This is a genomic window from Variovorax sp. 54 (assembly GCF_002754375.1).
Taxonomy (GTDB): domain Bacteria; phylum Pseudomonadota; class Gammaproteobacteria; order Burkholderiales; family Burkholderiaceae_C; genus Variovorax.
On record NZ_PEFF01000001.1, the window covers coordinates 4,370,916 to 4,383,486 of the forward strand.

Below are 12,571 nucleotides of genomic sequence, written 5' to 3' on the forward strand. Positions count from 1 at the left end.
ATGACCATGACCCTGCGCTGTGACCGCGCGCCGGCCTGGGCGCAACTGCAGTCCAGCTTCGACACGGCCGGTCGCCAGTTCGACCTTCGCCATGCTTTCGTGGACGACACCGGGCGCTTCGCGCGCTTCAGCCAGGAAGCGCCCCACGTCTTTGCCGACCTGTCGAAGAACCTGATCGACGCGCGCACCGAGGCGCTGCTGTTCGCGCTGGCGCGCGAATGCGGCCTCGAGGCCCACCGCGACGCCATGTTCGCGGGTGCGCACATCAACAACACCGAAGACCGCGCCGTGCTGCACACGCTGCTGCGCGCGCCGGCCGATGCGGCCACCGGCCGCCAGACGGCCCCCGAGTTGCGCGAGGTGCACGCCACGCTCGACGCCATGCTGGCCTACGCCGAGAAGGTGCGCAGCGACCACACGATCACCGACGTGGTCAACATCGGCATCGGCGGCTCCGACCTCGGCCCGCAGATGGCGGTGCTGGCGCTTGCGGAATTCGTGGCGCCGGGCAAGCGCTTTCACTTCGTCTCGAACGTCGACGGCCACGAGCTGGCGGGCGTGCTGAAGGGCCTGGCGCCCGAGCACACGCTGTTCCTGGTTGCGTCGAAGACCTTCACCACGGCCGAGACGATGGCGAACGCGCGCTCGGCCAAACGCTGGTACGAGCAATCGGGCGGCACCGACATCGCTGGCCATTTCGCCGCGCTCACCACCAACGTCGAGGCCGCGAAGGAGTTCGGCATCGCCACCACCTTCGGCTTCTGGGACTGGGTGGGCGGCCGCTACTCGCTGTGGTCGGCCATCGGCCTGCCGATCGCGCTGGCCATCGGTGCCGACGGCTTTCGCCGGCTGCTGGCGGGCGCGCATGCAATGGACGAGCACTTCCGCACCGCGCCGCTCGAGCAGAACCTGCCGGTGCGCCTGGGCCTGCTCGACGTCTGGTACCGCAACTTCCACCGCTTCACGAGCCGCAGCATCGCGCCGTACCACAGCGCCTTGAAGCGCGTGCCGGCCTACCTGCAGCAGCTCGAGATGGAGAGCAACGGCAAGCAGGTCGATGCGAGCGGCGCCCCGCTGGCCTTCGGCACGTCGCCCGTGCTCTGGGGCGAGCCCGGCACCAACGGGCAGCACGCCTACTTCCAGATGCTGCACCAGGGCACCGACGTGATCCCGCTCGAATTCATGGCGGTGCGCGACGCCTCGCACGATCTCGAAGGCCACCATGCCAAGCTGCTCGCCAACGCGCTCGCACAGGCACAGGCGCTGATGGTCGGCAAGCTCGACGCAGGCGGCCACAAGAACTTTCCGGGCAACCGGCCGAGCACCTTCTTCGTGTTCGAGAAGCTCACGCCCGAAGCGCTGGGCGCCTTCCTCGCGATGTACGAGCACCGCGTGTTCACCAGCGGCGCGCTGTGGGGCATCAACAGCTTCGACCAGTGGGGCGTGGAGCTCGGCAAGGTGCTGGCGCGCGACATCGAGCCGCGCCTCGCCTCGGGCGATGTCTCGGGGCTCGACGCCTCGACGGCCGGGCTGCTGAAGCGGCTGAGCGCCTGACGGCACACGTCACTGCAACCCCTGCAAGCCTTGGCCAAACGCTCTAATCACTAGGCCGTTAGGCCATTGGTTTGCAGCGTGGTGGCCGGTTTGGCCGAGTTTGTCGTTGCACAGTGCGCCGATATGATGGCCCCGGGGAAATTTCCCTGGGATTCATCAAGAGGAGCGAGTCAATGGACTTTCAAACAGCGGTCAAGACGTGCATCGCCAAGTACACCGACTTCAGCGGTCGTGCGTCGCGTTCGGAATTCTGGTGGTTTTTTCTGGCCCAGTTCGGGGTGCTCATCATCACGGGCCTGATCCATCAATACGTGTACGTCATCGCAGCGCTGGGCCTGCTTCTGCCCGCACTCGCCGTAGGCGCGCGCCGCCTGCACGACATCGGCAAGAGCGGCTGGTTTCTGCTGCTGTCGATCATCCCGCTGATCAATCTCGTGCTGATCTACTTCTTCGTTCAGCCGTCGCAGCCGGAGAGCAACGCTTACGGCGAACCACCGAGCGCCTGATCCTTCTGCCAAGGGCCGCACATGCGGCCCTTTTCTTTTGCGGCGCCAGCAGCTCAGGCCACCGCCGCTTCGACGGACGCGGGTGCAGCAGGCGCACCGCTTGCCATCCGCACGCACAGGTCGAAGGCTTGCTGCAGCCCTTCGATCTGCGCCATGCCCTTGCCGGCAATGTCGAAGGCGCTGCCGCTCGCCGACGTGGCCACCGGCACCGGCAGGCCGCCGTGCAAGGTCACGCCTTGTTCGAAGCCCATGAGCTTCATCGCGATCTGGCCCTGGTCGTGGTACATCGAGACCACCGCATCGACATCGCCGCGCCGTGCGCCGATGAACACGGTGTCGGGTGAGAACGGGCCGCGCGCGTCGTAGCCTTCGGCGCGCAGCTGTTCGATGGCGGGCGCGATGATCTCGATCTCTTCCATGCCGATCGAGCCGCCGTCGCCCGCGTGCGGATTGAGCCCGGTCACGGCGATGCGCGGCTGGGCCACGCCCGCGCGACGCAGTGCCGACGCGATGATCTTCACGGCGTCGCTCACGCCTTCCACGGTGATGTGCCGCGCCACGTCCTTCAGCGGAATGTGCGAGGTCACGCGCGAGGTCCACAGCGATCCGGTGAGGTTGAACTCGCAGACGAAGCTGGTCACGGCGAAGCGCTCCTGCATGTAGCGCAACTCGTCCTCGTGCGTCAGGCCTCCGAGCCGCAGCGAATGCTTGTTGAGGGGCGCGAAAAGGATCGCATCGGCCTGGCCGCGTCGCACGGCTACGGTCGCGTCTTCGAGCGCCTGGAACGAGGCACGGCCCGAGCGTTCGTTCGACTCGCCGAGCACGGGCTCCTCGCCCGCCATCCAGTCGCGCCTGAGGAGGCTCAGCCGGCCGTCCTCGAAGCGCAGGTCGTCGAGGGCGTTCACCTGCAGCGGGGCGAGCTTCATGCCTGCCACGCGTTCTCCCTGCGCGAGCACAACGGGGTCGGCGATCAGCAGCACGCGCGCGGCGTCGAGGTTGCGCTGGCGCGCGAGCAGCTTCACGGCCATCTCGGGGCCGACGCCGCTGGGGTCGCCGAGCAGCACGGCGATGCGGGGTTTGGCGGAGGTCACGCTCGGGGTTGTCGATGGGGTTGGCATGGTCGGCAATGGATGTGGGGAAAAGAGAAGGGAAGGGTCGGCCTCACTCGGCCTTGATGCGCGCCGCGCGCACGAGCTGGCCGTAGTGGTCGAACTCCTGCTTGTTCATCGCCGCGAAGGGCTCGCCGGTCAGCGTGCCGGGCTCGCCGCCGAGTGCCTTGATGCGCGACTGCACGTCCGCCAGGTTCATCGTGCGCGTGAGTTCGGCGCTCAGCCGCTCGACGGCGGCGCGCGGCGTGCCGGCCGTCACGTACAGGCCGTACCAGGTGGACACGTCGGCGCCCTTGATGCCTTGCTCGGCGAGCGTGGGCACGTCGGGCAGCTCGGGCGAGCGCTGCGGCGCGCTCACGGCCAGCGCGCGGAACTTGCCTGCGCGGATCTGGCCCATGGCCGAGGAGGTGCTGTCGAACATCATCTCGACCTCGCCCGAGATGATGTCGATGTGGGCCTGCGAACTGCCCTTGTAGGGCACGTGGATCGAGCGCATGCCCGTGGCCAGGTTGAAGGCCTCGCCGCCCACGTGCTGCGTGCTGCCGATGCCCGACGACGCGTACTTGAAGCCGCCCGGCTTGGCCGCCATGGCCGCGAGCAGGTCCTTCACCGACCGGTAGGGCGAGTTGGCCGACACCACCAGCACGTTGGGCATCACGGCCACGAGGCCGATGGGTTGCAGGTCTTTCAGCGGGTCGTACTTGAGCTTGAGGATGTGCGGGGCCACGGCCTGCGCCGTGTTGGTGGCCAGCAGCAGCGTGGCGCCGTCGGCCGGCGCGCGGGCCGTGAGTTCGCCGGCGATGGTGTTCGAGGCGCCGGGACGGTTCTCCACCGTCACGGGCTGCTTGAGCACGGGCGCGAACTTGTCGGCCAGCACGCGCGCGAGGATGTCGGTGCCGCCGCCGGGTGAGGCGCCGACCAGGATGCGCAGCGGCTTGTCGGGGTAGGCCGGCTGCGCACCCGCGCTCAGGCAGGCCGCCAGCGCCAGCAGCGCTGCCACGCCGGCATGGCGCGCCAGGGGAAAGGGATTCATCGCGTCGTCTCCTGCTTGTTGTGGCCCCGAGCCTACGGAGCTTCGGGCGCGCGATCCAATCGAAAAAGGCCGAAGCTCCATATACTTTTGTGCATGAATACAGGCCTCGCCGACGCTTCGCTGATGCTCCACGTCCGGCCGCGCCAGCTGCTGTTGCTGGCCCGGCTCGACGCGCACCGCCACCTCGGCCGCGCGGCCGAGGCCATGAACATCAGCCAGCCCGCGGCCACCAAGCTGCTGCAGCAGCTGGAGGAGTCGCTGGGCGAACAGCTCTTCGAACGCTCGGCGCGCGGCATGGCGCCCACGCCCTACGGCGAGATCCTCATCCGCTACGCCCGCCGCGTGCTCAGCGACTTCGGCACCGCCCGCGAGGAAATGCTCGCGCTGCGCTCGGGCCTGAGCGGGGCGCTGCGCGTGGGCAGCGTGCCGGGCGCCGTGCCCGAGCTGCTGGCGCCGGCGCTGGTCGCGTACCACCTGCGCCATCCGCAGGTGGCCGTGTCGGTGGTGGTCGAGACCAGCGACGTGATGCAGGCGCAGCTGGAGCAGGGCGACGTCGACCTCGTGCTGGGCCGCCTCACCGACGGCCACGATGAGGCCAAGTACGCGAGCGTGCCGCTGCTGGGCGAGTCGCAGGTGGTCGTGGTGCGCGCGGCGCACCCGGTGTTCGAGCGCGCGGCCACGGTCACGCTGGCCGAGATGGCGACCTGGTCGTGGGTGCTGCAGCCGCCGGGCTCGCCGCAGCGCGGGCGCTTCGAGGCCGCGATGCGCGAGGCGGGCATCCAGGCGCGGCTGGACATCATCGAAACGGCATCGCCCATCGCCATCACGGCCCTGCTGGAGAACTCCGACATGGCGGCCGTCATGCCGGCCTCGCAGGCCAACCATTACGGCCGGCTGGGCGTTCTGCGCACGGTGCCGGTCGAGCTGCCCGTGCGCGTGCCGCCGATCTGCCTGATCACCCGCGAAGACCGCGCGCTGTCGCCGGCGGCCGCGCAGTTCCGGCGCCAGCTGCTGGGTGGGCAGGCCTGATCGTGAGAACTTCAGACCGAAGGTTTTCCATGCTGTATTGCGTTGACTAGGGAATTCACTAGATAACTGGTGCAAGAGCGTACAGGTAGCGGCGGTCGAAGTACCAAAGCTGCAAGCGCGTTTCTCCAGAATCCGGGCACGGCGACCACGATCTCGGGGCGTCGCTCACCTCTAGGAGACAACATGAAGCGTTTTCTGAAAGCGGGCCTCGTCCTCGCACTTGCCGGCGCGGGCCTCGCGTCCCAGGCAGCCCCCACCGAACTCGTGATCGCCACCGTCAACAACGGCCACATGATCGAGATGCAGAAGCTCACGCCCTTCTTCGAAAAGGCGAACCCCGACATCAAGCTCAAGTGGGTCACGCTCGAAGAAGGCACGCTGCGCCAGCGCGTGACCACTGACATCGCCACCAAGGGCGGCCAGTTCGACGTGATGACCATCGGCCTGTACGAAGCGCCGATCTGGTCGAAGAAGGGCTGGCTGCAGCCCATCGCCACCGATGCCGCCTACGACGCCGACGACCTGCTGCCCGCCATTCGCGCCGGCCTGTCGCACGAAGGCAAGCTCTACGCCGCCCCGTTCTACGGCGAGAGCTCGATGCTCATGTACCGCAAGGACCTGGCCGACAAGGTCGGCTTCAAGATGCCCGAGCAGCCCACCTGGGTGCAGGTGAAGGAACTGGCCGGCAAGATCCATGACCCCAAGGGCGGCCTGTACGGCATGTGCCTGCGCGGCAAGCCGGGCTGGGGCGACAACATGGCCTTCCTGACCACGCTGGTCAACACCAACGGCGGCCAGTGGTTCGACATGCAGTGGAAGCCGCAGATCGACACCAAGCCCTGGAAGGACGCGATCAACTTCTACGTCGACCTCATGAAGGCCTACGGCCCGCCGGGCGCCTCGGCCAACAGCTTCAACGAGAACCTGGCGCTCTTCAACGAAGGCAAGTGCGGCATGTGGGTCGACGCGACCATCGCGGCCTCGTTCATCAGCGATCCCAAGCAGTCGAAGGTGGCCGACAAGGTGGCCTTCGCACAGGCACCCGTCGCCGTGACGCCCAAGGGCGCGAACTGGCTGTGGACCTGGAACCTCGCCATTCCGGCCAGCTCGACCAAGGGCGCCGCCGCACAGACCTTCGTGAAGTGGGCGACCTCCAAGGAGTACGTCAACCTCGTCGCCAAGGAGCACGGCTGGGGCACGGTGCCCACCGGCACGCGCAAGTCGACCTACGCGAACCCCGAGTTCCAGAAGGTCGCCAAGTTCGCCGCCGCCGAGAAGAAGGCCATCGACAGCGCCAACCTCAGCGACAGCACCTTGCCCAAGTCGCCGTACGTCGGCGTGCAGTACGCGGCCATTCCCGAGTTCCAGGCCATCGGCGTGGCGGTGGGCCAGCAGATGAGCGCGGCGCTGTCGGGCAAGGTCACGGTCGACCAGGCGTTGAAGACCTCGCAGCTTGCTGCCGAACGCGAAATGAAGAAGGCCGGCTACTACAAGTAAGCCGCGCTTCTTCCCCTCTCCCCTCGGGGAGAGGGCAGGGTGAGGGGGCAGCGGCATGCCCACCGCCGGGGCCGCATGCCCTCACCCCAACCCTCTCCCGCGTGCGGGAGAGGGGGCAACAGCCAGAGAGGAACAGACCATGAAAAGACTCCTGCCCCGCGCCCTCATGGCGCCCGCCGTGCTCACGCTCTTCCTCTGGATGATCGTGCCGCTGCTGATGACGTTGTACTTCTCGTTCGTGAACTACAACCTCATGCAACCCGGCGAACGCACGTTCGCGGGCCTCGAGAACTTTCACTATTTCGTCACCGACCCCGACTTCTGGCCGGCCACGTGGAACACGCTGCTGCTCATCGGCAGCGTGATCGTCATCACGGTGGTGTTCGGCGTGCTGCTCGCGCTGCTGGTGAACGAGCCCTTCCCGGGCCGCGGCATCGTGCGCGTGCTGCTGATCTCGCCCTTCTTCGTCATGCCCGCAGTGAACGCGCTGCTGTGGAAGCACATGATGATGAACCCGATCTATGGTGTGCTCGCCGACCTGTGGCGCTTCTTCGGCGCGCAGCCGGTCGACTGGCTCACCGATGTGCCGCTGTTCTCCGTGATCATCATGGTGGCGTGGCAGTGGCTGCCGTTTGCCTGCCTGATCTTCATCACCTCGCTGCAGTCGCTGGACCGCGAGCAGATGGAAGCCGCGCGCATGGACGGCGCGAGTTCGTTCCAGCGCTTCTTCTATCTCACCATTCCGCACCTCGGCCGCCCGATGGCGGTCGTGATCATGATCGAGATGATCTTCCTGCTCAGCGTGTTCGCCGAGATCGCCATCACCACCAATGGCGGCCCGGGCAACGAGAGCACGAACATGACCTACATGATCTTCAAGCAGTCGCTCATGAATTTCGATGTGGGCGTGGCCTCCGCCGGTGCGCTGTTCGCGGTGGTGCTGGCGAACATCGTCGCGGTGTTCCTCATCCGCATCATCGGCAAGAACCTTGATTGAAGAAGGAACGACCATGCAACCCAGCAACTTCCTTCCCCAGCTGCTGCGCACCGTCGGTGCGTGGGCCGTGGCACTGCTCCTGTTCTTCCCGCTCGGCTGGCTGTTCCTCACGGCCTTCAAGACGGAGCTGCAGGCGATCCACGTGCCGCCGCTGTTCATCTTCGAGCCCACGCTCGACAACTTCGGCGAAGTGCAGCGCCGCAGCGACTACCTGCTGTATGCGCGCAACTCGCTCATCACCAGCCTGGGCTCGACCATCCTGGGCCTGCTCATCGCCGCACCCGCCGCGTACTCGATGGCGTTCTTTCGCACGAAGAAGACGCGCGACATCCTCATGTGGATGCTCTCCACCAAGATGATGCCGGCCGTCGGTGCGCTGGTGCCGATCTACGTGCTCGCGCAGACCGCCGGCATGCTGGATTCGCTCACCGCGCTGACCATCGTGTTCACGCTGTCGAACCTGCCGATCATGGTCTGGATGCTCTACAGCGCCTACAAGGACATTCCGAACGAGATCCTCGAAGCCGCGCGCATGGACGGCGCCAGCCTGTGGACCGAGTTCCGCCACGTCGTGCTGCCGCTGTCGGTCGGCGGGCTCGCATCGACCGGCCTGCTGTGCCTGGTGCTGAGCTGGAACGAGGCCTTCTGGGCCCTGAACCTCACCTCCGCCAAGGCCGGCACGCTGGCCACGCTCATTGCCTCGTACTCCAGCCCCGAGGGCCTGTTCTGGGCCAAGTTATCGGCTGCCTCGCTGATGGCCATCGCGCCCATCGTCGTGTTCGGCTGGTTCAGCCAGAAGCAGCTCGTGCAGGGCCTGACCTTCGGCGCCGTCAAGTAAAGAAAGGGAGACATCTCATGGCCTACCTCGAACTCAAGAACATCAAGAAGAGCTTTGGTGACGTCCACATCATCAAGGGCGTCGACCTCGAAATCCAGAAAGGCGAATTCATCGTCTTCGTCGGGCCTTCGGGCTGCGGCAAGTCGACGCTGTTGCGCCTGATCGCGGGGCTCGAACCCATCACCAGCGGCAACCTGATGCTCGACGGCAAGGACATCACCTGGGCGCCTTCGGGCAAGCGCGACCTCGCGATGGTGTTCCAGAGCTACGCGCTGTACCCGCACATGAGCGTGTACGACAACATGTCCTTCGCGCTCAAGCTCGCGGGCGTGCCCAAGAGCGAGATCAAGACCAAGGTCGAGCACGCGGCGAAGACGCTGAACCTTACGCAGTACCTCGACCGCACGCCGAAGGATTTGTCGGGCGGCCAGCGCCAGCGCGTGGCCATCGGCCGCGCCATCGTGCGCGCGCCGAAGGTGTTCCTGTTTGACGAGCCGCTGTCGAACCTCGACGCGGCGCTGCGCGGCAACACGCGTGTCGAGATCCACAAGCTGCACCGCGCGCTGGGCGCGACCACCATCTACGTCACGCACGACCAGGTCGAAGCCATGACGCTGGCCGACCGCGTGGTGGTGCTGAAGGACGGCCTCATCGAACAGGTCGGCACGCCGCTCGAGCTCTACGACCGCCCGGCCAACCAGTTCGTCGCGCAGTTCATCGGCATGCCGTCGATGAACATGGTCGCGGCGAGCGCGATCCCGAGCTTTTCCGCTGCGACCGGCGGGCGCCTGCCGAGCGACGGCTTCCTGGGTGTGCGTCCCGAAGGCCTGCGCGTGCATCCGAAGCAGAACGCAGCCGCTGGCGTGCCAGGCCGCGTCGAGCTCATCGAAGCGCTGGGTGCCGACACGCTGATCCACGTGCACGTGGGCGGCGTGCCGCTCATCGCGCGCCAGAACGAGCGCACGCCGCTGCAGGCTGGTGACGACGTGGCGGTCGAGCTCGATCCGTCCGTGCTGCACCTGTTCAGCCGCGAAGGCCGCGCGGTGGCCGCCTGACCCGACCTCACTTCATTTTTCCGGACCTTTCCTGTGACCCTCGCAGCAGCAGCGGCCCTCGTGCCCACCCCACCGGCGCCTTCGGAATTCACGGTGCTTCACCTCGGCCTCGGCTCGTTCCACCGTGCCCACCAGGCCGTCTACCTGCAGCGGCTGATCGATGCGGGCGACACCCGCTGGTCGCTGTCGGGCGCCAACATCCGGCCGGACATGGCCGAGGTCGTCGCAGCGTTGCAGGCCCAGGGCGGGCGCTACACGCTCGAGACGGTGTCGCCGGCCGGCGAGTACCGCTACGAGCAGATCGAAGCGATCCGCGAAGTGCTGCCGTACGAACCGTCGCTGGCCGCAGTGATTGCGCGCGGCGCCGCGCCGTCCACGCGCATCGTCTCCTTCACCGTGACCGAGGCGGGCTACTACCTCGACACCAAGGGCCGGCTGGACCTGTCGTTCGCCGACCTCGCGGCCGACATCGAACGCGCGCGGCGTGGCGAGGCCGGCGAGACGATCTACGGTGCGGTCTGCGCGATCCTGCGGGCACGGCGTGCCGCGCAGGCGGGCCCCGTGACACTGCTGAACTGCGACAACCTGCGCCACAACGGCGACCGCTTCCGCGCGGGCTTGCTCGAATTCATCGCGCTGGTCGGCGACGCGCCGCTGCAGGCCTGGGTGGATGCCAACACCCGCTGCCCGAACGCGATGGTCGACCGCATCACGCCGCGGCCCCCGCCCGAGTTGCGCGCGCGCGTGCAGGCCGCCACGGGCCGCGACGATGGCGCCGCGGTCACGGGCGAGAGCTTCATCCAGTGGGTGATCGAAGACGATTTCGTCGCCGGCCGGCCCGACTGGGACCGCGTGGGTGCCGAGCTGGTCGACTCGGTGCAGCCGTATGAGGAGGCCAAGATCCGCATCCTCAACGCCACGCACAGCTGCATCGCCTGGGCGGGCACGCTGGCGGGGCTGGGGTTCATCCACGAAGGCACGCACGACGCGGCCATTCGCCGGATGGCTTTCGACTACGTGACCGACGACGTCATCCCGTGCCTGAGCCCGAGCCCGATCGACCTCGCGGCCTACCGCGACGTGGTGCTCGACCGCTTCGGCAACCCCGCGATCCGCGACACCAACCAGCGCGTGGCGGCCGACGGCTTTTCGAAGATCCCGGGCTTCATCGCACCGACCGTGCGCGAGCGCCTCGCGGCGGGGCAGGGCATCGACAGCGTGGCGATGCTGCCTGCGCTGTTCCTCGCGTTCCTGCAGCGCTGGCATCGGGGCGAGCTGCCCTACGCCTACCAGGACCAGAGCATGGACGACGCCGTGGCGCACGCCCTCTGTGACGCGGCCGACCCGGTGGCGGCGTTGTGCGCCGATGCCGGGCTGTGGGGCAGCCTCGCGGGCGATGCGCGGCTGGTCGACGCGGTGCGCCGTGCCGGCGAGCGCGTGGCGCGCTTCATCGCGGAGAAGGCCGCGCCATGAGCGGCCGGCTGCAGGACCGCCATGTGCTGCTGACCGGCGCCGCCGGCGGCATCGGTCTGGCCGTGGCCGAGGCCTGCATCGCCGAGGGCGCGCGCTGCAGCGTGATCGACCGCGCGACTGCCGCGCCCGATGCAGTGCGGGCTCTGCAGAAGCGCCACCCCGACAGCCTCGCTTACATCGCGGCCGACGTGACCGACACACAGGCCATCGCGCACATGCTGGCCGCGGCACAGGTCGCCTTCGGCCCCATTCACACGCTGTTCAACAACGCCGCCGTGTTCGACCTCGCGCCGCTGCTCGATAGCGACGAAGCCTCGTTCGATCGACTGTTCGCCGTCAACGTGAAGGGCATGTTCTTCGTGATGCAGGCCGTGCTGCGCCACATGGTCGAGGCCGGCACGCCGGGCGCGTCGGTCATCAACATGGCCTCGCAGGCCGGGCGCCGCGGCGAGGCGCTGGTGTCGCACTACTGCGCGACCAAGGCGGCCGTCATCAGCTACACGCAGAGCGCCGCGCTGGCCATGGCGCCGCACGGCATCCGCGTCAACGGCATCGCCCCCGGTGTGGTCGACACGCCGATGTGGGACCATGTCGACAGCCTGTTTGCCAAAGCCGAAGGGCTCGCGCCGGGCGAGAAGAAGCGGCGTGTCGGCCTCGACGTGCCGCTCGGGCGCATGGGCGTGCCGGGCGACATTGCAGGGGCGGCGGTGTTTCTCGCCAGCGACGAGGCGCGCTACATCACGGCGCAGACCCTCAATGTCGATGGCGGCAATGTCATGAGCTGAACTTCCTCTTTCGCATGAACGACGATTTCCATCTGTACCTCGACAGCGCCGACCTGGCCGAACTGCAGGCCTGCCTGCCGCACCCGGTGGTGCATGGCGTGACGACCAACCCGACGCTGCTGCAGCGTGCCGGCGTGGGCCGCGCGGCCGTGCCGGGGCTGCTCAAGCGCTGCATCGACCTGGGCGCGCGCCAGGTGCAGGCGCAGGTCTATTCGAGCGAAGTCGACGGCATGCTCGAAGACGCGCAGGCACTGCTGCCGCAGTTCGACCGCGGCCAGCTCGTCATCAAAATTCCCGCCACGCGCCAGGGCCTGGATGCGGGCGCGCAGCTCATCGCGCAGGGCGTGCCCGTCACCTGGACCGCCGTGTACGCGCCCGAGCAGGCGCACTTCGCCGCGCAACTGGGCGCGGCCTATGCGGCGCCGTACCTCGGCCGGCTCGAAGACGCCGGCATCGACGGGCTCGGGCTCATCGCGCAGATGCAGTCGCTGGTCGCGCGGCGCCCCGCGTCGGGCACGCGGCTGCTGGTGGCGAGCATCCGATCGCGTGCGGCGTACCTGTCGCTGCTGGCGCTGGGCGTGGGCGCCATCACCATTCCGCCGCGCCTCTTTGCCGAGCTGCTCGACCATCCCGCCACCCTGGCTGCCGAAGCGGGTTTCCTGGCCGATGCCCGGGCCTTGCCCTGACAGAAGCAC

The 12,571-nt window shown here is 67.8% G+C and carries 12 protein-coding genes; 10 read left to right on the forward strand and 2 right to left on the reverse strand.

The window, feature by feature from the left end:
* On the forward strand, nt 1–1,554 hold the full coding sequence (pgi, locus tag CLU95_RS20150; protein ID WP_099795236.1) for a glucose-6-phosphate isomerase: 1,554 nt from the start codon (nt 1–3) through the stop codon (nt 1,552–1,554).
* A 173-nt stretch (nt 1,555–1,727) separates the two neighbouring features.
* Nucleotides 1,728–2,060, forward strand: a complete 333-nt coding sequence (locus CLU95_RS20155) for a DUF805 domain-containing protein (protein WP_099795237.1) — start codon at nt 1,728–1,730, stop codon at nt 2,058–2,060.
* A gap of 53 nt (nt 2,061–2,113) precedes the next feature.
* Here the strand turns inward: CLU95_RS20155 and CLU95_RS20160 are convergent, their stop codons facing one another.
* Both CLU95_RS20160 and CLU95_RS20165 read right to left on the reverse strand, forming a co-directional pair.
* Nucleotides 2,114–3,151 (reverse strand): PdxA family dehydrogenase, encoded by a 1,038-nt coding sequence (locus tag CLU95_RS20160; RefSeq protein ID WP_257214681.1) that lies wholly within the window; start codon nt 3,149–3,151, stop codon nt 2,114–2,116.
* A 70-nt stretch (nt 3,152–3,221) separates the two neighbouring features.
* Nucleotides 3,222–4,202, reverse strand: a complete 981-nt coding sequence (locus CLU95_RS20165; protein ID WP_099795239.1) for a Bug family tripartite tricarboxylate transporter substrate binding protein — start codon at nt 4,200–4,202, stop codon at nt 3,222–3,224.
* Nucleotides 4,203–4,295: 93 nt separating this feature from the next.
* Here CLU95_RS20165 and CLU95_RS20170 point away from each other — a divergent pair, with 93 nt between their 5' ends.
* From CLU95_RS20170 to CLU95_RS20205, 8 genes are all read left to right on the forward strand, one after another.
* Nucleotides 4,296–5,231, forward strand: coding sequence for a LysR family transcriptional regulator (locus CLU95_RS20170; RefSeq protein ID WP_180288648.1), 936 nt, complete (start codon nt 4,296–4,298; stop codon nt 5,229–5,231).
* 183 nt (nt 5,232–5,414) lie between these two features.
* The gene (locus tag CLU95_RS20175; RefSeq protein WP_099795240.1) at nt 5,415–6,728 is read left to right on the forward strand and encodes an ABC transporter substrate-binding protein; all 1,314 of its coding nucleotides are present in this window, start codon (nt 5,415–5,417) and stop codon (nt 6,726–6,728) included.
* A 139-nt stretch (nt 6,729–6,867) separates the two neighbouring features.
* Entirely contained in the window at nt 6,868–7,725 is an 858-nt protein-coding gene (locus CLU95_RS20180; protein ID WP_099795241.1) for a carbohydrate ABC transporter permease, read from the forward strand.
* A gap of 13 nt (nt 7,726–7,738) precedes the next feature.
* Complete coding sequence (locus CLU95_RS20185) at nt 7,739–8,563, forward strand: carbohydrate ABC transporter permease (RefSeq protein ID WP_099795242.1); 825 nt, start codon at nt 7,739–7,741, stop codon at nt 8,561–8,563.
* A gap of 17 nt (nt 8,564–8,580) precedes the next feature.
* Nucleotides 8,581–9,618, forward strand: coding sequence for an ABC transporter ATP-binding protein (locus CLU95_RS20190; protein WP_099795243.1), 1,038 nt, complete (start codon nt 8,581–8,583; stop codon nt 9,616–9,618).
* A gap of 93 nt (nt 9,619–9,711) precedes the next feature.
* Nucleotides 9,712–11,091 (forward strand): D-arabinitol 4-dehydrogenase, encoded by a 1,380-nt coding sequence (gene dalD, locus CLU95_RS20195; RefSeq protein ID WP_099795244.1) that lies wholly within the window; start codon nt 9,712–9,714, stop codon nt 11,089–11,091.
* Nucleotides 11,088–11,876, forward strand: a complete 789-nt coding sequence (locus CLU95_RS20200; RefSeq protein WP_099795245.1) for an L-iditol 2-dehydrogenase — start codon at nt 11,088–11,090, stop codon at nt 11,874–11,876. The genes dalD and CLU95_RS20200 overlap by 4 nt, the downstream gene beginning before the upstream one ends.
* A 14-nt stretch (nt 11,877–11,890) precedes the next feature.
* Entirely contained in the window at nt 11,891–12,562 is a 672-nt protein-coding gene (locus CLU95_RS20205) for a transaldolase family protein (protein ID WP_099795246.1), read from the forward strand.
* Nucleotides 12,563–12,571 lie beyond the last annotated feature (9 nt).

Excerpts from the sequence above, each read along its gene's own strand:
- pgi (WP_099795236.1), top strand. The coding sequence starts at position 1 with ATGACCATGACCCTGCGCTGTGACCGCGCGCCGGCCTGGGCGCAACTG.
- CLU95_RS20155 (WP_099795237.1), top strand. The coding sequence starts at position 1,728 with ATGGACTTTCAAACAGCGGTCAAGACGTGCATCGCCAAGTACACCGAC.
- CLU95_RS20165 (WP_099795239.1), bottom strand. The coding sequence starts at position 4,202 with ATGAATCCCTTTCCCCTGGCGCGCCATGCCGGCGTGGCAGCGCTGCTG.
- CLU95_RS20170 (WP_180288648.1), top strand. The coding sequence starts at position 4,296 with ATGAATACAGGCCTCGCCGACGCTTCGCTGATGCTCCACGTCCGGCCG.
- CLU95_RS20175 (WP_099795240.1), top strand. The coding sequence starts at position 5,415 with ATGAAGCGTTTTCTGAAAGCGGGCCTCGTCCTCGCACTTGCCGGCGCG.
- CLU95_RS20180 (WP_099795241.1), top strand. The coding sequence starts at position 6,868 with ATGAAAAGACTCCTGCCCCGCGCCCTCATGGCGCCCGCCGTGCTCACG.
- CLU95_RS20185 (WP_099795242.1), top strand. The coding sequence starts at position 7,739 with ATGCAACCCAGCAACTTCCTTCCCCAGCTGCTGCGCACCGTCGGTGCG.
- CLU95_RS20190 (WP_099795243.1), top strand. The coding sequence starts at position 8,581 with ATGGCCTACCTCGAACTCAAGAACATCAAGAAGAGCTTTGGTGACGTC.
- CLU95_RS20200 (WP_099795245.1), top strand. The coding sequence starts at position 11,088 with ATGAGCGGCCGGCTGCAGGACCGCCATGTGCTGCTGACCGGCGCCGCC.
- CLU95_RS20205 (WP_099795246.1), top strand. The coding sequence starts at position 11,891 with ATGAACGACGATTTCCATCTGTACCTCGACAGCGCCGACCTGGCCGAA.